The organism is Paenibacillus sp. FSL P2-0089 (assembly GCF_038595095.1).
Taxonomy (GTDB): domain Bacteria; phylum Bacillota; class Bacilli; order Paenibacillales; family Paenibacillaceae; genus Paenibacillus_AQ; species Paenibacillus_AQ silagei.
The window spans coordinates 5,520,363-5,540,120 of sequence record NZ_CP152006.1; the positions used below are offsets into that span (position 1 = coordinate 5,520,363).

General features: G+C 56.2%; 11 protein-coding genes. 4 read left to right on the forward strand and 7 right to left on the reverse strand.

The window, feature by feature from the left end:
• Window positions 1–29: 29 nt before the first annotated feature.
• The 3 genes from NST69_RS23145 to NST69_RS23155 all read right to left on the reverse strand — a co-directional run bounded on the left by NST69_RS23145 (window position 30) and on the right by NST69_RS23155 (window position 4,941).
• A complete protein-coding gene (locus NST69_RS23145; protein ID WP_342547250.1) occupies window positions 30–2,759 on the reverse strand; it encodes a ComEC/Rec2 family competence protein in 2,730 nt (909 codons plus the stop codon).
• Window positions 2,760–2,918: 159 nt separating this feature from the next.
• Window positions 2,919–3,437 (reverse strand): dCMP deaminase family protein, encoded by a 519-nt coding sequence (locus NST69_RS23150; protein WP_036732286.1) that lies wholly within the window; start codon window positions 3,435–3,437, stop codon window positions 2,919–2,921.
• Between the two features lie 631 nt (window positions 3,438–4,068).
• Window positions 4,069–4,941 carry a helix-hairpin-helix domain-containing protein gene (locus NST69_RS23155; protein ID WP_342547251.1) on the reverse strand — a complete coding sequence of 291 codons (873 nt, stop codon included), beginning with the start codon at window positions 4,939–4,941 and terminating at the stop codon, window positions 4,069–4,071.
• A gap of 138 nt (window positions 4,942–5,079) precedes the next feature.
• Between NST69_RS23155 and comER the strand changes: the two genes are divergently transcribed.
• On the forward strand, window positions 5,080–5,931 hold the full coding sequence (gene comER / locus NST69_RS23160) for a late competence protein ComER (RefSeq protein ID WP_036732288.1): 852 nt from the start codon (window positions 5,080–5,082) through the stop codon (window positions 5,929–5,931).
• 139 nt (window positions 5,932–6,070) lie between these two features.
• Here the strand turns inward: comER and leuS are convergent, their stop codons facing one another.
• Complete coding sequence (gene leuS, locus NST69_RS23165; protein WP_036732290.1) at window positions 6,071–8,500, reverse strand: leucine--tRNA ligase; 2,430 nt, start codon at window positions 8,498–8,500, stop codon at window positions 6,071–6,073.
• Window positions 8,501–9,323: 823 nt separating this feature from the next.
• Window positions 9,324–10,391, reverse strand: a complete 1,068-nt coding sequence (locus NST69_RS23170) for an AI-2E family transporter (RefSeq protein ID WP_036732291.1) — start codon at window positions 10,389–10,391, stop codon at window positions 9,324–9,326.
• A 228-nt stretch (window positions 10,392–10,619) separates the two neighbouring features.
• Between NST69_RS23170 and NST69_RS23175 the strand changes: the two genes are divergently transcribed.
• Complete coding sequence (locus tag NST69_RS23175) at window positions 10,620–11,309, forward strand: glycoside hydrolase family 16 protein (protein WP_036732455.1); 690 nt, start codon at window positions 10,620–10,622, stop codon at window positions 11,307–11,309.
• A gap of 280 nt (window positions 11,310–11,589) precedes the next feature.
• On the opposite strand, the gene NST69_RS23180 is transcribed toward NST69_RS23175, so the two are convergent.
• Window positions 11,590–13,179 carry an extracellular solute-binding protein gene (locus tag NST69_RS23180; RefSeq protein ID WP_036732292.1) on the reverse strand — a complete coding sequence of 530 codons (1,590 nt, stop codon included), beginning with the start codon at window positions 13,177–13,179 and terminating at the stop codon, window positions 11,590–11,592.
• A gap of 84 nt (window positions 13,180–13,263) precedes the next feature.
• On the opposite strand from NST69_RS23180, the gene NST69_RS23185 reads away from it, so the two are divergent.
• The gene (locus NST69_RS23185; protein WP_051478650.1) at window positions 13,264–15,012 is read left to right on the forward strand and encodes a sensor histidine kinase; all 1,749 of its coding nucleotides are present in this window, start codon (window positions 13,264–13,266) and stop codon (window positions 15,010–15,012) included.
• Window positions 14,990–16,597: a response regulator gene (locus tag NST69_RS23190; RefSeq protein WP_036732293.1), complete on the forward strand. Its 1,608-nt coding sequence runs from the start codon at window positions 14,990–14,992 to the stop codon at window positions 16,595–16,597. The genes NST69_RS23185 and NST69_RS23190 overlap by 23 nt, the downstream gene beginning before the upstream one ends.
• A 5-nt stretch (window positions 16,598–16,602) precedes the next feature.
• On the opposite strand, the gene NST69_RS23195 is transcribed toward NST69_RS23190, so the two are convergent.
• Complete coding sequence (locus NST69_RS23195) at window positions 16,603–19,575, reverse strand: hypothetical protein (RefSeq protein WP_342547252.1); 2,973 nt, start codon at window positions 19,573–19,575, stop codon at window positions 16,603–16,605.
• Window positions 19,576–19,758 lie beyond the last annotated feature (183 nt).

Genomic DNA, 19,758 nt, shown 5'->3' on the forward strand with positions numbered 1-19,758 from the left:
ATAGTTTAAACTCTAAGGCTATTTACACACTAATTGAGCTTATGGCGTACGTTGATTCCCCCCTTGCCTACCCTCAACTGAATCTCCCCTTGCTGATCGGTCCGGTAGATCTCAGTATTTGCGTCAGCCAACCGGTCCAACACAACACCGTGCGGATGGCCGTAAAGGTTGTTCACACCGGCTGAGATCACAGCGGCACCGGGCTTCCAGAAGGCCAGCCAGTCAGCGCTGGTGGCGGTTTTGCTGCCGTGGTGGGCGACCTTGAGGGCATCGATGGGTCTGCCTTGCCGAATCCCGGATTGATTTGCGGAATGTAAGATGGCTTCCTCTGCCGCCTGATCCATATCTCCTGTGAAAAGAAAGCTCCGGCCGTTCATCTCCAGCCGGAACACCACCGATTCGTGGTTCTGATCCTCCACTTCCTCTGGCAGGATCTGTCCAGCCTCTCGCGGCTCCGGCCAGAGGAAGTTCAGCCGCGTGGCCTCGTCCGGGGCCAGCGACATGCCCTGCTGCACCGGATACAGCCGGACACCCGCGTCCAATGCGGTTGTCATCAGCTTGGTGTACGGCTCTGTGTCGGCTAATGTTCCGTTGAACAGCAGCGCCGATACCGGCATCCCTTCCAGCACCGCCTGGAGCCCTCCGGCATGGTCCTGATCGCCATGCGTTAGAATAACCGCGTCCAGCCGGTGGATACCCCGCTGCTTCAGGAGCGGCAGCAGCGTCTTCGCCCCGACCTCGAACGGGCTACGGCGGATGCGCCATTCCTCCCGGTTGCCGAAGCTCACAGTACCGCCGCCGTCAACCAGGATATGCGTTCCACCTGGCGTGGTAATCAGACTGCTGTCCCCCTGGCCTATATCCAGGAAGCTGATGGAACCGGAGCCGTCGCGTATAGCCTCAGCGTTATAGCCCTTATAAAGCAGAATGGTCAGGCCTACAGCGCACAGTATCGCTGCGGGATTGCTCCAGCGCGTAGCTCCAGTCGGCGGATAGGCTTGAAAGGCCAGCGCGGCTCTTCCGCTCTTCGCAGTGGATAGCAAATCTGGCTGGTTGGTGGTGTTGATAGGGTTACCCGGCAGATCCAGTTCCGCCAGCGGACGGGTCTCATCATCCATGAACTGGGGAACAAGCCTAGCTTCAGTCCTCCGCTTCAACGCAAGTAACAGACCGTACAGTAGCCCGTAGTAGAGACAAATCCACAGAAAGGAAGGGGAAGCCCAGATCAGCACCCCGGCGGTGAATCCGTTCACCCACTCCACTGCTGCAAAAGTGATATTATTCAGTATCTCTGCAAGCTGTGCCAGCAAAAGTGCTGCTGTATTCCAGATCCGCCCAAGGAGCAGTGCCAGTGTTCCCAGGGGCAGTACCAGGAAGGTGATGAAGGAAACCAGCAGTAGATTGGCAGCAACGGACAACAATGAGAATTGGTTGAAATAATAGATCGTCAGTGGAAATGAGACCAGTTGAGCAATAATTGTTACAGAGAGGCTGCTGCCCAGCCAGCCCGGTAACCGCCTGAATAGCGGCGCAGCAAGCGGTGTGTACACCATGAGTCCCGCCGTTACCAGAAAAGAGAGCTGAAAGCTGACACTAAGCAGCAGATAAGGATTCCAGACCAGCATCATCAAAGCGGATGCAGCCAGAATATTTAGTCCATCCTTGAGCATGCCTAGCCTTGCCGCCTGCAGGGCAATCATGCTCATGATCCCGGCGCGGATCACAGACGGTCCTGCCCCGGACAACAGCACATAGACCGGAACCAGCAGCAGGGTCACCGTCAGTGCGGTTTCTCTGGTCAAGCGGCAGCGGCGCAGAAGAACCAGGATTACTCCGACGTACACCGCTACATGCATGCCCGAAATGGCCAGGATGTGGGTGAGCCCGAGCTGCGAGAACTGTCTGAATGTCTCCGGGTCCAGCTCCTTTTGGATGCCGATGACGAGGCCCTTCATATAACCCGCATGAGGCTCCTGAAATAAGCGGCTCATTTCTGCACCGAGCGCAGATCTTGCCTTATCATTCCAGCGGAGAATAGTGGACGGCTCCCACGAGACTTGGGGGTTAACCGTTACACTGGCTGTTCCCGTTCCTTTGAGCAGCCAGTGAATCTTTTGGGTGAGCAGATAGGCACGGTAGTCGAATCCGCCGAAGTTGCGCGCTATCTGGGGCTGTATCAATTCCCCCTCAATGACCACCCGGTCTCCCCGCTGCCACAAGGCAGCCTCAGCGATCTCACTCTCCTCCTGGAGCTTGATTTGTACGGTTACACGTTCACCTTCAGCACTCCTCTCCAACGCACGCTCTGCGCCTGTCTTTGCCGTATCACCCGGATTCACTTCGGCCTGCACTTCGCCTTCCGTTCCCGCTGCGGCGGCCAGCTCACCCTGATGCAGCCTGATCCCGGACAGCTTCACGACAAAATCAACCCGGTCCCCGTCCCGCTCTACCGGAGAAGCGATAACGCCTGCGGCTGTTATATATGCTTCATTCAGTTCGCTCACCGGCTGCCCCAACACCTTAGGCAGCAGACTCACATTGCGTACCTCGCTGTATTCCCAGTATAAGGCTGCCACAATCAGTGCTGTCACCAACACCCCAGCCGTCCTCCAGCGTATTCCGCCGCTCACCGCCCAGACTACAGGCAGCAACAGCAGCCCTGCGAGACAGAATAGCAGACTGCGGCCAGAGAACAAACAACCTGCGGCACTTCCCGCCACCCAGCAAACCGTGAAGCTTAAGAGGGGCCTCCTGTTCATGATCATCTCTCCTTCCTAATTAGCACTAGACACCAAAGAACCCCTGCATACGCATACAAATGCGTGTACAGAGGTTCTTCCCCTGGAGCCCGTCACTATTCTTTTCGCGTCTCGTTCAGCCAACTATGTTCAGCCCGTCAGCCCATCCGTAGATGCTGGTTATTCAGATACCGAAATCATCGTTTCCTTAGGCGGCTCATAGTTATCCAGTTGACGGAACACAATGCCTTTGGAGGAGAGCATCGCCTGTACCTTTTCCATGTCTTTCTTGTAAGGACGCAGGTAGACAATCTCCACGATCCCGCTGTTAGCCAGCATATTGGCACAGGTCCAGCAGGGTTCATCCGTCACATAGACTGTACTGCCTTCCCGGTCGCTCCGGTCTGTGAACAGCAGCAGATTCTGCTCGGCATGGATCGTGCGGATGCAGCGCTGCTTTTTGACCATTGTCTCTACACCGTCTATCATCTCACGCTCGTATTGCTCAGAGACCATACAGCCTGCTTCCGAGCAGTCAGGAACGCCCATCGGCGCACCGTTATAGGCCGTACCCAGCAGCTTCTTCCCCTGCACCAGCACCGCGCCGACATGGCGGCGGGGACAGCGCGAACGGGTGGAGACCATGCAGGCAATATCCATAAAGTATGTATCCCAGTTCTTGCGGTAAGCCACAGTCATCAGCAATCTCCACTTTCTCTAAATAGTTGTTCATTATTGTAGCATACCTGTCTGCGTTTTCACTAGGATATTGATAGCCCGCAACAACCCACATTTCGCCTATCCCTCACTTAGATCTCCCGTCCCGCCACTTTTACACCTCAATTTGCTCATCCGTAAAGTGGGGTGTGACTGCACTTCATACAGTAGAAATTGCATTCTCAGCGCCTAAGTAACGTTCTGCTGCACATCATACAATTGATTCTTTCATTTAGTCTCCAAAGAACCTCTTTTGCAAAATTCTAATGTACGAAGTGCAGCAGATTCAGTTTTCAGGCGGTTCTTGAGCTAATCTAATGTACTGAGTGCAATTGCAGCTTACTGTGCCTCTGTCCATGCTCAGAGTATGGAGCCCGCTAAGTGGAAAAACTACAACTGTTACTGGTAAAAGCGCCGAATGTAAGCTAGTAGTTGGAAAAACGACACTTAATTCGTTACAAATCGCTGATTCAGCGCATTCAGGCTAAATTAGATGCCCTAAATCCACTTACTGTTCGTCAAGGTAGCATTTAAGATTTATTAAGTGGAGGAAATCCAACTGCTTCCCCGACAGACGGGTTGTTCGGAGACGGAGACATTCAGGACGGCGGCCTTAAAATGCCACCAGCGGCTTCAGCTTCTCCAGCAGCTTGGGGCCGATGCCCTTCACCTTGCCCAGCTCCTTCACGCTGCGGAGGGCTCCCTTACTGGTGCGGTAGTCGATAATTGCCTGTGCTTTCTTCTCCCCGATGCCCGGCAGATCCATAAGGGCTTTGGCATCGGCTGTATTCACATTGATCCGGCCGTCAGCCGCTGCCGGGGCTGCAGTGCCAGCGGCTCCACCAGTTCCAGCTGTTGCAGCCGCCGTTCCACTTGCACCGCCGCTTCCCGCCGCTCCTCCGGGTCCTCCTGTGTCCGCCGCACCCGCACCCGCTATCCCGGCACTCGCCGCTCCAGCGCCAGCTGTTCCATCACCGGTGGCCGCACCGCCAATAACTCCGCTACCCGCCTCGCCTACAACATTCGCACCAGCAACTCCATTACCAGTCACACTCCCGCCAGCTCCTGTATCCACTGTTGCACCACCCGTGACTGCGTTGCCAGTTACTCCACTACCCGCCGTACCGCCACCAGCTATCTCGCCACCTGCCTCTCCACTACCCGCCGCACCTGCAACACTCCAGCCAACTGCCCCGTCCCCCGCCGCACTCCCTCCAGTTACTCCACTATCCGCCGTACCGCCACCAGCTACCTCGCCACCTTCCGCTCTGCTCCCTGCTGCACCAGCCACGCTCCCGCCATCACCCCCGGCGGCTGCACTGCCACCCTCACCTTCAGCCGCTACACCCAGCGCCTGCGCCATTCCGGCGTTCAGTGTAGACCATCCGGCAATGCCGGCGTCCTGTGCTCTATGGTCTGCGGCCCATACCAGGCCGCCGCCCAGCAGCGCGGCGGTAATGGCGCAGATGATCAATCTTTTATCCATCAGGTTGTCCTCCCTCAATAAATTGGAATTTTATTCAAAACTGTGATGAATACCTGTCATGTGTCCAAGTCTGGCCTGCATACATATAACGAAGAGTATCACTGTAAGCCAGCAGCATAAGAAAGGAGGTACCACAGGATGAAAGTGGGATTTATCGGAACAGGCAGCATGGGAAGTCTGCTGATCGACACCTTCCTTCGGTCGGGAGCCCTTGAGCCATGTGATGTGATGGCCAGCAACCGCAGCCCGGGCAGGCTGATGGAGCTGAAGAAGCTTCATCCCGGCATTACCCTATGCTCCGGCAATATCGAAGCCGCCTCGGAGAGCGACCTCGTGTTCCTGTGCGTCAAGCCTTTGCAGTTCAAGCGGGTAACTGACGAAATTGCCCCTTATCTGCGCAGCGACCAGATCGTTGTATCTATTACAAGCCCTGTGCAGCTCTATCATCTGGAATCGGCCCTGCCCTCCAAGGTCGCCAAAATCATTCCCAGCATCACCCATTCCGTCAGAGGCGGGAGTTCGCTGTGCATTTTTGGAAGCCGATTAAATAAAAAAGACAGGCTGCTGCTGCTCCAGTTATTCTCCTGCATTGGTGTGCCTGAGGAAATTCCTGAGGGTCATACGCGGATTGCCTCGGATTTCTCCAGCTGCGGTCCGGCCTTTCTGAGCTATTTCCTGGAACGGTGGATTGAAGCGGCTGTTGAAGCAACCGGCATCGACGAAGCCCTGGTCACCCGGCTGGCGGGGGAGATGCTGCTGGGTACGGGTAAGCTGCTGACCGAAGGCTCGTTCACCCCGCAGGAGCTGCAGGAACGGGTTGCCGTCCGCGGGGGCATTACCGCGCAAGCCCTGAATCACTTGCAGACCAGTCTGGAGGGGGTGTTTGAACGCCTGATCACCACCACACATGACAAGTATGATGAGGATGTGGAAAAGCTCGACGAGCTGTTCGGCCTCGGCAGCATCGCCCAGAGCCGACTCGACCGCTAGCGAAATGTATCCATTATCAAGGCCATTTCCTCCATAGGGCAATCAGCGGTCCCCTCCACCTCCGCAGAGAGCGCCTTGAAACCAAGAAAGCCCGCAGCACGGATACCTCCGTTGCTGCGGGCAGAATTGCGTTCTTCGCTTAACCCACTACGATATTTACCAGCTTGCCGGGAACGGCAATGATTTTGCGTACGGTTTTGCCTTCGACGGCCGCCTTCACATTCGGCAGGGCCAGGGCGTGGTCCTGCATTTCCTGCTGGCCCATATCCGCCGGAATCAGTGCGCGCTGGACGATTTTACCGTTGACCTGCACTACAATCTCAACCTCAGCATCTACGGTCAAGGCTTCATCATAGGCCGGCCAGGCGACATAGCTGATGCTTCCTTCATGTCCAAGCAGCTCCCACAGCTCTTCGGCAATATGCGGTGCCAGCGGGGACAGCATCTGCACGAAATGTTCAGCTGCTTCCTTGGACAGGCTCTCCTGCTTGTAGGCATCATTGATGAAGATCATCAGCTGGCTGATCGCCGTATTGAAGCGCAGCAGCTCGAAATCCTCCGTGACCTTCTTCAGTGTCTTGTGCCAGGTGCGCTTGAATTCATCCGTGCCGCCGCCCTCTGTAATCTTCGCGCTGAGGCTGCCGTCTTCATTCACGAACAGGCGCCATACGCGGGAGAGGAAGCGGTGAATACCTTCGACGCCCTTCTCGTTCCAAGGCTTGGTGGCCTCCAGCGGCCCCATGAACATCTCATAGACGCGCAGGGTATCTGCCCCGTAAGCTTCCACGATCTCATCCGGGTTAATGACATTACCGCGCGATTTACTCATCTTCTCGTTGTTGTTCCCCAGGATCATTCCCTGGTTGACCAGCTTGTGGAACGGCTCCTTGGTATCGACTACGCCGATATCATAGAGTACCTTATGCCAGAAGCGGGCATACAGCAGGTGAAGCACCGCATGCTCGGCTCCGCCGATGTACAGGTCAACCGGCAGCCATTCCTTCTGCTTCTCCGGTGAACACAGCTCCTGATCGTTGTGCGGATCGATATAACGCAGGTAGTACCAGCAGCTGCCGGCCCATTGCGGCATGGTGTTGGTCTCGCGGCGGGCCTTCATGCCGGTCTCGGGATCAACCGTCTCGACCCACTCGGTCACATTCGCCAGCGGAGATTCCCCGGTGCCCGAAGGCTTGATAGCATCCACATCCGGCAGAACCAGCGGCAGCTGATCCACAGGCACTGTCTTCATCGTGCCGTCTTCCAGGTGCAGAATCGGAATCGGCTCGCCCCAGTAACGCTGGCGGCTGAACAGCCAGTCCCGCAGGCGGTAGGTTACTTTGCCCTTACCGCTGCCCTTCTCTTCCAGCCAGGCGATCATCTGAGCCATCGCTTCAGTATTGGACAGACCGTCGAGGAATCCCGAATTGACATGCGGACCGTCGCCGGAGTAGGCTTCTTCTTCGATATTGCCGCCCTGCACCACTTCGATGATGTTCAGGCCGAACTGCTTGGCGAATTCCCAGTCGCGGGCATCATGGCCCGGAACGGCCATAATTGCTCCGGTTCCGTAGCCGGCCAGCACGTAGTCGGCAATCCAGATCGGCACCTGCGCACCGTTCACCGGATTAATTGCATACGCGCCGGTGAATACACCGCTTTTCTCCTTAGCCAGATCCGTGCGTTCCAGATCGCTCTTGCGGGAAGCCTTGTCGCGGTATTCGGCAACGGCTGCCTTCTGCTCATCCGTGGTGATGGCATCCACCAGCTTATGCTCCGGTGCCAGTACGCAATAGCTTGCTCCGAACAGGGTATCGGGACGGGTAGTGAACACTTCAAGCACAGCCTCATGCCCCTCAATCGCAAAGGTCACCTCAGCACCGGTCGATTTGCCGATCCAGTTGCGCTGCATATCCTTGATGCTCTCTTCCCAGTCCAGCTCCTCCAGATCCTCCAGCAGGCGGTCGGCGTATTCCGTAATCTTCAGAATCCACTGGCGCATCGGTCTGCGGACCACGGGATGGCCGCCGCGCTCGCTTTTGCCGTCGATGACTTCTTCATTCGCCAGAACGGTTCCCAGCGCCTCGCACCAGTTCACCGATACTTCGGCCACATAAGCCAGTCCACGGTTGTACAGCTGGATGAAAATCCACTGCGTCCACTTGTAGTACCCCGGATCTGTCGTACTGATCTCGCGGTCCCAGTCGTAGGAGAAGCCCAGCGACTTGATCTGGCGGCGGAAATTGTCAATGTTCTTGAAGGTAATGTCACGCGGATGCTGGCCGGTATCCATTGCATACTGCTCTGCCGGAAGTCCGAAGGCATCCCAGCCCATCGGGTGCAGCACGTTGTAGCCGCGCATCCGTTTGAAGCGGGACACGATGTCGGTGGCGGTATAGCCTTCCGGGTGGCCTACGTGCAGCCCTGCGCCGGAAGGATACGGGAACATATCCAGGGCGTAGAATTTCGGCTTGCCTGATTCTTCACTTGTCTTAAAGGTCTTGTTCTCGTCCCAGAATTTCTGCCATTTCGGCTCGATGGTCTGGGCGCGGTATCCAATATTGTCGCTCATCTTGTGCTCCTCCTTGGAGTGTTGCTGTATTAGTTATAACTTCTGCCTGCCAAAAAGAGCAGGAAGTATTCGTCACTCGCAGAAAGTTTTGGGCTTCCGATCGCTGTTATTCTCCGATTTCTTTGATTTGAACCGCTTCTAGCGGTAGAAATCCGAGAATAAAGGCGAACACTTCGTTTCTACAGCTCCAAAATTTCTTTCCGTTTCTCATTCCTGCTTAATTCTAAAGTCAGCCCGTGCGCCTCACCTGGCGAACAGCAAAGCCCAGGAGCCGCCCATGATTCACTGGGCCGTAAAAGCCACGGCAAGGCCATGTACCCGCCCATGCTTCGCCGGGCCGGGAGCCGGAGCGAGTCAACATAATCGCTCGGGCCAGCTCAGGACACGCCGTTCCCCCAGGTTAACCGCAAAAAAACCTCCCATCCCTAGCGTATAATCGCTAGGGACGAGAGGTATGAATTCCCGTGGTACCACCCTAGTTAGCGGCGGACATTCTTTGTCCGGCACTCACTTTGACACCCTGTATCGGGGGTGAGGCGACGGCGGTTCACTCGCTGGCTCCTCTAAAGGAACTGCGGCTCGCGCCATTACTCGGAGGTGAGTTCACTGCGGTCCGTTAACCGGCTCGCACCTGGGGTGCCGGCTCTCTGCAATAACGGTCTCACGAATTAATACTCCTCTTCATCGCACTGCTATGAATGACTCTTCTTATCGTAATATTCACCACATTATAACCAAAAGATACATGTACCGTCAATCCTTTCACCCGAAGTAGCCGCAAGTCCCCTTGTTCCTGCATGTGACGGGATGAATTACGGCTGCTTTATGCCGGCCTTCTGCGGATATAATAGCCGATGATATGCTGAATGACCACCTTGGCGGCAGCGAAGAAAGGAACGGCCAGAATCAGTCCGATCATTCCGGCAATCTCCCCGCCGACCAGCAGCGCGAAGATGATCAGCAGCGGATGCAGATGCAGCTTCCGTCCTACAACCTGCGGAGAGATCACGTTGCTCTCCAGCATTTGGCACAGGGTATTCACCACCGCCACCAGCAGGACAAGGCGCCACGACAAGGTTGTGGCCATTATAATGGCCGGGGCCGCCCCCAGAAACGGACCCATATAAGGAATAATGTTGAATACCGCGACAACACAGGCGAACAACAGCGCATAAGGCATGCCGATAATCGCGTAGCCGATATAAGCGAGCACGCCGATGATGATGCAGACGAGAAACTGCCCGCGGATATAGTTGCCGAGCGCTTCATCAATGTCTTTTAACAGCATCACAATCGACTTGCGGCGCGAACGGGGCAGACAGGATACCACCATCCGTTCGAATACCTCGAAGTCCTTCAGAATATAGAACACGAGAAAAGGCACAATGAATGCGTTGAACAGCACGCCAATGGTCGAAGCGATATTATTAAGGAAGTGGGAGATGCCTTCGGCCAGGCGGTTCTCCAGCTGATAGAACCAGTTATTCATTCCCGTCTCCACCCCGGGCGGAATCAGTCTGGAATTCATGCCCTTCATCAGCCCCTGCGCGTGCAGGGTCATCTCCGGCAAATGCTCGTTAAGCTCCTCCAGCTGTTCAATGAACATCGGGATCAGATTGATCAGAATCACCGCAAGCGAGGTCAGGAACACCGCATAGATCAGCAGGACGGCTACGCTGCGCGGCATTTTTCTCCGGGAGAGCATAGTGACCACCGGATTCAGTACATATGAGATAATCATGGCAGCCAGGAACGGGGCCAGGATCGCTTTTAGAAACAGGAATACCCCATTCAGCATCGGACGGAGCAGCCAGACGAAATATAGAATAATCAGTGAGAGCAGCACGCCGATCATCCAGCGGAGCCATTTACTGCGGAACCACTCCTCCATAATCTCCCTCCTGAACGTGTACAGCCCTTAACCATCATGCATATTAGTATGTGTGGGAGGGGAATGAAATACTCCGCTCTGCAAAAAATTGGTTTTTTGTTATTTCAGTTCGCAGGTTGGTATAGTGGCCGGGCTCAAGGTTCGCTACAATCATAGTGTAAAACGCTTACATTATTGAGGAGGGTATTGTATATGAGGAGAACGCTACACAAGCTATTCGGTGCAGGGATGACCCTGCTGCTTGCCGGTCTGCTGACAGGAGCTCCGTCCGTTTCAGCGGCCACCGTCTTTGATGAGCCACTGACCTACTTCAACCCCGCAACCTGGCAAAAAGCAGACGGCTACTCGAATGGCTCCATGTTCAACTGTACCTGGCGTGCGAATAACATCTCTTTCACCAGTGGCGGACAGCTTCGTCTGGCCCTGACCAGTCCCAGCAATAATAAATTTGACGGCGCGGAGTACCGCTCTGTGTACAAGTACGGCTACGGCAAATACGAGGTCAGTATGAAGCCGGCCAAGAACAGCGGGATTGTCTCCTCCTTCTTCACCTACACCGGGCCTTCAGACGGCACGCCTTGGGACGAGATCGATATTGAGTTCCTCGGCAAGGACACCACCAAGGTCCAGTTCAACTATTACACCAATGGTGTTGGCGGTCACGAGAAGATTGTCAATCTCGGCTTCGATGCTTCCCAGAGCTATCATACGTACGCCTTCGACTGGCAGCCGGGTTATATTAAATGGTATGTAGACGGGGTCTTGAAGCATACGGCCACCAGCAACATCCCCTCCCGGCCCGGTAAAATCATGATGAACCTCTGGAACGGAACGGGTGTGGATTCCTGGCTCGGTTCCTATAACGGGGCAAACCCGCTGTACGCCTATTACGATTGGCTGAAATTCACAGGCAACTAACTTGCAGGCAGGAGATGGACCCCGGCGGTGCGCAAGCGGCATCCGCCGGGGTCCTTTTGTCTATGCGGACCATGGCGGCTCATCTTCAATATTTGTTATTCCAATCGCCACATTGGTATGGCGGCTGCTGCCGTCCTTCTGTACGATATATAGCAAGAATACAGCACAGGAGGAACAGATTCGGGTGGGGCCGCCGCCAGGCAAATAGGCAGAAGCACCCAAGCGTATCTACGACAAGAAACCGCCTTATTATAGAGGCGGTTTCTTGTCCCTGCGGTATTTAGCGGCTGCTGCGGTCCCAGGCATTGACTTCCATGGTTTCGGTAAGTCCGCCGTAGGTGTTCCACTTGTGCACGAATTCGTCGAATTCTTCAAGCGGGCTGTCCGCGAAGATAATTTTGATGAAGCTTTTCTGCTCCAGCTTCTTCAGCAGCTCGCCGTCACGCTTCATCGTCGCTGTCGGAGGTCCCGTGAACTGCTCCTTTCGGGAAGCCTCCTTCTGGCCCAGCAGCACAGGGGCAATGTCCTTCGGAATCTCCCGGATGACCCCGGAGGGAATCCGGGCCCCGTCGAAGGTTAGCGTGTACGAGGCTACCCGGATGCCGCCCAGCGGCAGCGCCGAAGATTGGGCGCTCGGCTGGCCGCCCGCCATGGACCAGTCATAGCCCTCCGCAAGGCCATGGGCGAACTCGCCGGTCGAAGTAGCGTATGAATCGAACAAATAATTCTGATACGTAAAAAAGATTTCAGGGTGCTTCATCTGCTTATTAATCAGAATGGCACCATTGACAGGCAGGGTCCCTCTTCTCATGGTGAGCCCACCTGGCCCCGAAGGGATGGCAATTGCCCGGATGTGCGCCTCAGCGTCACTATTGGTCAAGGAGGACAGGGGCCAGCCGCGCATCCAGTAGGGGCCGGCAATGATGCCCGCCTTGCCGGAGATGAACTGATTCGCCGCCCCCTCCTCATCCAGCCAGGCACTGTCAGCGCTCAGATAACCGCGCTGTACCCATTGCTTCATGAGCAAGGCAGCCTTCCTTGCCCCCGGCTGGATGGAGCCGTATTCCAGAGTGCCGTCACTCCGGCGGTTCCACTGCTCAGGAACCGTACCGTAGGCGCCGAACACCCAACTGCTGTCTCCCATCCAAGTGCTGGGGCCGTTGCGGAATCCGACCGACAGGCCGTAGGTATCCTTGATTCCGTTGCCGTCCGGGTCCCGGTTGACGAAGGCATCCATGACCTGCTCCAGCTCATCCAGGGTCTGCGGGGCTTTCAGATGAAGCTTGTCCAGCCAATCCTGGCGGACCCAGAGCAGCGGATCGGAGTTATATTCATAATCCATAATGGGAATGGCATACCGGTGCGCGCCGCGCATGAAGGGGTTCCATGCCGAAGCATCCTCGGCAACAGCCTTCTTCCACACCTCGGACGCATGCTGCTCGAACAGGTCGCCGACTTCCATGAATTGCCCTGAATCAATCAGCTCCTGGATAATAGCGGCATCTCTGGTCGTTACGATGTCGGGCATATTGCCCTTGGCCAGCTCCAGCCTCAGCTTGTTGGCGTAAGTCTCTGAGGTCCCGGAGATCGTCCAGAGATAACGGATGCGGATGCCAAGCCGCTTCTCGGCCCAGGCCGTATGTACGTTATGCTCCAGGCTCTCCCCTTTGATAAAGTTCAGATTGGGGTTCACGGAGCCTACGGTATACAGGTCTACCGGAGGATCATATTTGCCTTCCTTAACATCGAAGTAAGGGGCTGTACTCTGCGGTGAAGCGGGCGGCTGACTATATTCGGTGCTGTCCCAGGAGCAGCCCGACAACATCAGGAGCATCAGGAGCAGCAGGAACAGCGGTGAACGGACTTTCATGTAACCACCTGCTTTTCGTAGAGTTCATAATCTTATGATACACTTCTCCATATTACAGCAAATGTCTTGCAAAGGATGATCTTTATGGTGGCATGGCGTCCCAACCTGTTCATTAAAATGGTGGCAATCCTGCTCTCGCTGATTGCCGCCACACTCTTATTCTACGGATCATCCTACCGTAAGGATGTCGGAGTCATTACAAGTCAGATCAAAACCACCGACCTGAATCATCTGGAATTTCTGACCCAGCAGATGGATAACAACATCAACCAGCTGGCGGGCAGCATGTATGCCCTGCAGCGAGACCCCACCATCCGCGATTATGAGCAGATTACGCAGCTGGGCCATCTTATTGATCCCGCCCAGACGATTATGACGGTGCTTGAGAAGCTGTCCCTCCAGACCAGCTCCAGTACGTGGGAGAACCGGATTGTCTTGTACAAGCCCTTCAGCGGGGAGACCTTGGGCTCGGATTCCTCGCTGTCCTTCGATGTCTCTGTCCTGCACAAGCCGCTCCCGGCGGGCTGGGAGTATATCTCGGAGGATAGGGCCGGTGCGGAGGCAGGCTTCCGGCTGCTCTTATCGGACCCTGCCCAGGCAACAAGCCGGCCGCGCGAGGCGCAGCTGCTGATGTCCATGTATTTACCGGTCTCCAATATTGAACGGATGTTCGATGCCTACCAGTCGCAGAACACGGGGGACACCTTCCTGTACCATCCGTCATTCGGCGTCATCCTCTCGCGGAGTTCGGACCGGCAGATGGCGGAGCAGGTCACCGCGGCACTGAATATCACGGCCGGGAAGAGTACCTCCGACATCTTCGATCTTAAGCAGGGCAGCTTCCTGGTCAGCTCGGTGCCCTCCTCGGCCATCGACTGGCAGGTCGTGCATTATTCACCGCTTAAGGAGATTCTTGAGCCGATCCGCAGCAGCCGCTCTTCTTTCCTGACAGGATCGGCTATCCTGCTGGTGATGAGCCTGCTTTTCTCCTTGCAGCTCTACCGCCAGGTGCAGCGTCCGGTGAGCCTTCTGCTGCGTTCGCTCAACCGGATGAAGGAAGGGCGCTGGTCTACCCGTATCCATACCCGGACCAACCCGGAGTTCACGCTGCTTAATGAAGAATTTAATGATATGGCCGAGAAAATTCAGTCGCTGATCGAGCAGGTCTATCTGGAGCAGCTCCGGGCCAAGGATGCCCATCTGAAGCAGCTTCAATCACAGATCAATCCGCATTTCCTGTACAACTGCCTGTTCTTCATCAAGAGCAAGGCCGCCATAGGAGATACCGAGTCCGTGGAGGCGATGGCACTCAGCTTAGGCGAATATTACCGCTATATCACCAGGGTCGATCATTCCCTCACCACCCTTCAGGATGAGCTGAAGCTGCTGGAGAATTACCTGAAGATCCAGAACCTGCGGAAGCAGCGTATCTGCTACGAGATGGATATGGAGAGCGAGCTGCTGAACCTGCACATTCCGCGGCTGCTGATTCAGCCGCTAGTAGAAAATAGTATCATTCATGGCATTGAGCGAAAAATCGGCCCCGGCTCCATCCGGATCACCGGCCGCCATACCGAGGAAGCCATTCTCATTACCGTCGAGGACAACGGCGCCGGTATGACAGAGGAAGCCATTGCCGCACTTCAGGCGCGTATCAACGAAACTACGCGTGAGGATGGAGGCTGCGGGCTATGGAATGTTCAGCAGCGTCTCAAATTACATTACGGCGAGGCTTCCGGCCTGATGATTGCCCCTTCACCGGAAGGCGGTCTAATAACAACTCTCCGTATGGAGAAGAAAGAGGAACCTGATGCACCAAATTCTATTGGTTGACGATGAACCCTATGTGGTCGATGATCTGTCCATTTCGATTCCCTGGGCGGAGATGGGCTTCGGACAGGTCCACAAGGCTTATTCCGGGTATGAGGCGCTGGAGCTGCTCCAGCGTCATCCCATCGATATTGTAGTCACAGATATCAATATGCCGGAGCTGTCCGGCACCGAGCTGATTGCCGCCATCCGCAAGCGCTGGAAGCATATCCGGGTGGTCATGCTGACCGGCTATGCGGAGTTTGAATATGCCCGCAAGGCCATTGAGGAGCAGGCCAGTGCCTATCTGCTTAAGCCGATAGCCAATGACCAACTGATCGCCGTCATCGGTAAGCTGCAGGAGAAGCTGCGCAGTGACTGGGAGGCCTGGTCCTCCCACCAGCGGACGATGCAGACCTTCCGCGAGCATCTGCCCATTCTGCGGGACCGCCTGCTCGGGGAGCTGCTGCAGGGACGGAAGCTGCCCGGGCCGCAGCTTCAGGAGCGGCTGGACCAGTTCGACCTGCCGTTCAGGGCCGGACAGCCGGTCTGTCTGGCCGTGGTCCGGCCCGAGGAATTCTTCCGCCGCCAGGATATGCACAGCATGCTGCTGTTTGAATATGCAATCATTAATATCGCCCAGGAGCTGTTCCAGGACCGGTTCCTGATCTGGTCCTGCAAGGATGTGCATGACTATCTCGTATTCCTGCTGCAGCCCAGGGAGGATCTTGAACATGGCGGCAATCCGGGAAATGAGGTGGCCCAGGCTGCCTATCAGCTGCAGAATCATGTCAGTACCCTGATGGGAGGCGGCCTGTCCGTGGTGACCACCGGCTGGGGAGACTTCCCGGATCAGGTCTACACTCTCTATCAATCCGCCATCTCGGCCATCCGCCAGCATATCGGGAGCGAGACCGGCATCTATCTCGATACTACGGATAACAGCAGCTCCCAGCCCGTGGAGATTCTCCAGCCGCTGTATGAGCCTCCGCTGCTGTTCCACATGTTCGAAGCGAACAACTGGCAGGGCATTGAAGATAAGCTGAACGCTATCGTATCGGAGCTGATCCACAGTCCCGAGCGGTCACTGGAGCATATCCAGGAAGCCCGTCTGCACTTGGAGACGGCCTTCTATTACTTCGCCCACAAGAATAACAAGCTGCTGAGCGAGATTGTCGGCAATCCGCTGCTGGAGCAGGCTCCCTTTCAGACGCCGGACAAGCTGCGGGAGTGGGCCATGGAGGTTATCCTTCTGCTGAGAGAGCATACGGATTCCGAACGGCGGAACAGCCGGACCGTGCTGATCCGCAAGGTACATGAGTATATCAACCGCAATCTGCACTATGTCTCCCTACAGGCCATCGCCGACCATGTCCAGATGCATCCGGTCTATCTCTCCAAAATGTACAAGCTGGAGACCGGCAAGCGGATCAGCGACTACATCAGTCAGGTAAAGATGGAAAAAGCGGCGTATCTGCTTATCCATACGCCGCTCAAAATTTATGAAGTTTCCTCGGAGCTCGGGTACTCCAACGCCCATTATTTCATCAAGCTCTTCAAGGAATATGCGGGGATGACCCCGCATGAATACCGTGACCGGGCGTTGTAATTCCATCAGCCTGCGAAGATAAGCTCTACCTCATGGGCGAAGCCGTCATCTACGGCCGGTACCAAGCCGTCCTCCAGTACCCGGCCGTCCAGCATCAGGCGGGTTGCCCCATCCTGCATGCGGTGGAAGCCCTCCGGCTTACGGACCTGAATCCGGTAGGAGGAGCTGCCAAGCTTCAAGGTGTAGGTAAGCTCCGTCTGCTCTTCCCGCAGCACCGGACTCAGGGCTATGCCCTGCTCCGTATATTCAATACCCAGCGCTTCCATCAGCGAGAGGGTGAGCCAGGTCGAGGTGCCGCTAAGCATCGGACCGATGTTCTCACCAGTCTCGCTGTTGTTGTATTGGGTGCAGAACCGCGGATTCCCGCAGACGGCAAACGGATCATCCATCGTCTTGAACGGCATAATCCGGTCCAGCAGCCAGTAACCCAGGCGGCAGAGCTCTGCTGCCAGATCCGGGCTGGATACTTCCTTGGCCCCCTTGAACATAGCCGCAGCAGCCATCATGCAGGCATGCTTGAATACGCCGCCGTTCTCACGGTCACCCGGGAAGTATTCATCCGATGCCGTGTGCGTGGATACCCGGCCCAGCGCCACCGGCGAGACCAGCTTCATGCCGTAAGGCGTCATCAGATGCGCCTTCATGGTGTCCAGCATCACCGCGATCTGATTCTCATCTGCACAGCCCGCCAGAATGCTCCAGCTGAACGAATTCAGGAAGTACGAGCCGTCCTTCGCCGGATCGGAGGACATCCCGTCCCCGGCAGCGCCGAGATACGTGTATTCTCCGTTCGCATAGCGGTTGAACAGCACACGGGCGAAGAAATCCCCCTTCCAGGCATGCTCCTGGATGCGTTGACGCAGCTTGGCTCCGAAGCCGGTCAGCTCATCTGCATACGCCTGCTCGCCTTTGCGGGCGGCCAGGGCGGACAATTCATCGACCGCCACCTTCAGCAGGAAGGCGTTCATGACGCTCTCGGAATAATCACTCTCCAGCGAATCCCCGAAGACACCGCCGGCCTCCAGCTGCTTCCGGTAGAGTGCTTCCTTGGCCGGGCCGTTCAGGTAGGTGTCATCGAGCTTCAGACAGTCGTTCCAGTCTGCGAAGTCGAGCAGCGGCAGGCCGTGGCGTCCGATCGAGATCTGTCCGGAATAGACAATAATGGCCTTCAGGGTCTCGAATACCGGCCGTTCTGTGTCCGTGCCTGCTACCGGACAAGACTCATCGAGGAACTCCGAATCTCCGGTCAGCATGACATAACGGTAGACAGCCTGGATCAGCCATAGCGCATCATCGGACCATTTGCCCGGCTCTTTGCCGGCCCAGAAGAAATTGTGATACGCATACCCCAGCTCGAAGACCATGCTGGTCCATTCTTTCAGCAGGCTCTTGACGAGGCCGCCCCGGCCCATCCCGACGAAATAATACATCGAGGCATACATATCCTGAATTTCACGGAAGCCGATCTCCCGGTAGCCCTTCTGGGTCTGACAGAAGGAACGGGAGACAAAGCTCTGGTAGAGCACCTGAAAAGGCAGATTACGGTTCACGAACTGGTCGAAATCCGCGTCCCCGGAGGATACCTGCAGGAACCTGGAGTAATTCCGCACGAACTTCAGGGATTGCGCCAAAGCTTCTTCCGCCGAGCTGCGGCTTGTGAAGCGGGCGATCAGCGCACCTACCTCTTCCTCCAGTACCGTATCGCTCCAGGATGCACCGCTCTTGTCGGAGACAAGGCCCGTCAGCTGGTCAACTGCTGCCGTGGCTCCGGCAGCAACCTGAATCTCCCCTGCTACCGCGAAGAAGCCCGGCCCCTTGCGGTGCAGAATGCTGCTTAGCTTCAGCGCGCCGGATGGGCGGTGAAGCGAGCCGGTGCCGACGAACTCATTGTAGCTGACGCAATATTCGCGGGGCAGCACCGGTCCGTCTTCCCCGTGGATGATCATCGTGTGGAAGCGCAGATCATGACGCCCGCCTTCCGGGTAGTAGTCAGGGCTGATTGCAGCCACGGCACCATCAGCGTCCTGCAATACGCCGCCTTGCATAATAACATTGCTATACAGCACATCCTCGAACAGAGCGCCCGGTGCTGCCGAACCGAACATGCCCGTGTACACCAGACGAAGCTGGCGGCTGCTCTCTCCATGGTTCGTAATCGTAACGCGCTGCATCTCGGTCGCCAGCGGCAGACCCTCAGCATGCGGCAGAATGAAGATGGTGCGCGTAATCTCAAGTCCGCCGTACAGGCGGTACGTGATGATGGTTACATTCTGTGAATGGCGGCAGACCGCCGATTCAATGCCTTCTCCGCCCGGATCAGCGGAATAGAAGATCTGCTTCCCGTCCTCGAACAGATAGAATTGACGGTTGGCCGGGAAACCGTTCTCCTCCTGGCGCATATCCCAGCGGGTCGCCAGCACCTGGGTAGCCGCATGGGAACGGAAGCTGCCGCCGCCAAGGCGGTCTACCACGCTCTTCGGTGTAGTCTGGAGCGGATGAGGGAACTCCAGCCGGTTGCCCAGCAGCAGATTGACCGCGAAGTGCGGACCCGGAACGGGGGAACGCAGGTCAATCACATGCTCGCCTTCAGCGTTAAGGGCACCAGCCCAGCCCGGTGCAGCCTGAAGCTGCACCAGTGCCGCGTTTGCAGCCGCCTCCGGTATAGCTATTGCCTGTTCCTGTCTTCCGGCATGGCGGATATGCAGGGATAGCTCCGTACCTGTATCATTCACGGTGAACAGCGCCGATGCGCCAGTCTCCTTCGGCAGCAGCGCTGCCACCTCCGGGAGCTTAAGCAGCTCCTGAATGGCAGGCAGCCGAAGCGGAAGGCCCGCTACGCCAACAGCCCCGATGCACCTGGAATCCGTGAAGACGGCGCTTAGCTGGCCGCCCTCGTCTATCCGGTCTGCGAATGCCTGTCTCAGGATATCTTCAGGCGAAGCAGCCGCTGCTCTTGCGGTATTGAATTTCAGCATCATGAATGGTTCTCCTCTTTTCCTGTTTTCTATTGGATGATACTCATTCCCTGTTATGTATACTCATTGGGCCGAAGAATTGGGGAAGGTTCTGGACAAGCATGAAGAACGGTTGCCCGTTCTCCATGTAATGATTATAGAAGTGTATGCGGCCAGTCTAAATACCAAATCGTAAGCCTGAATAAC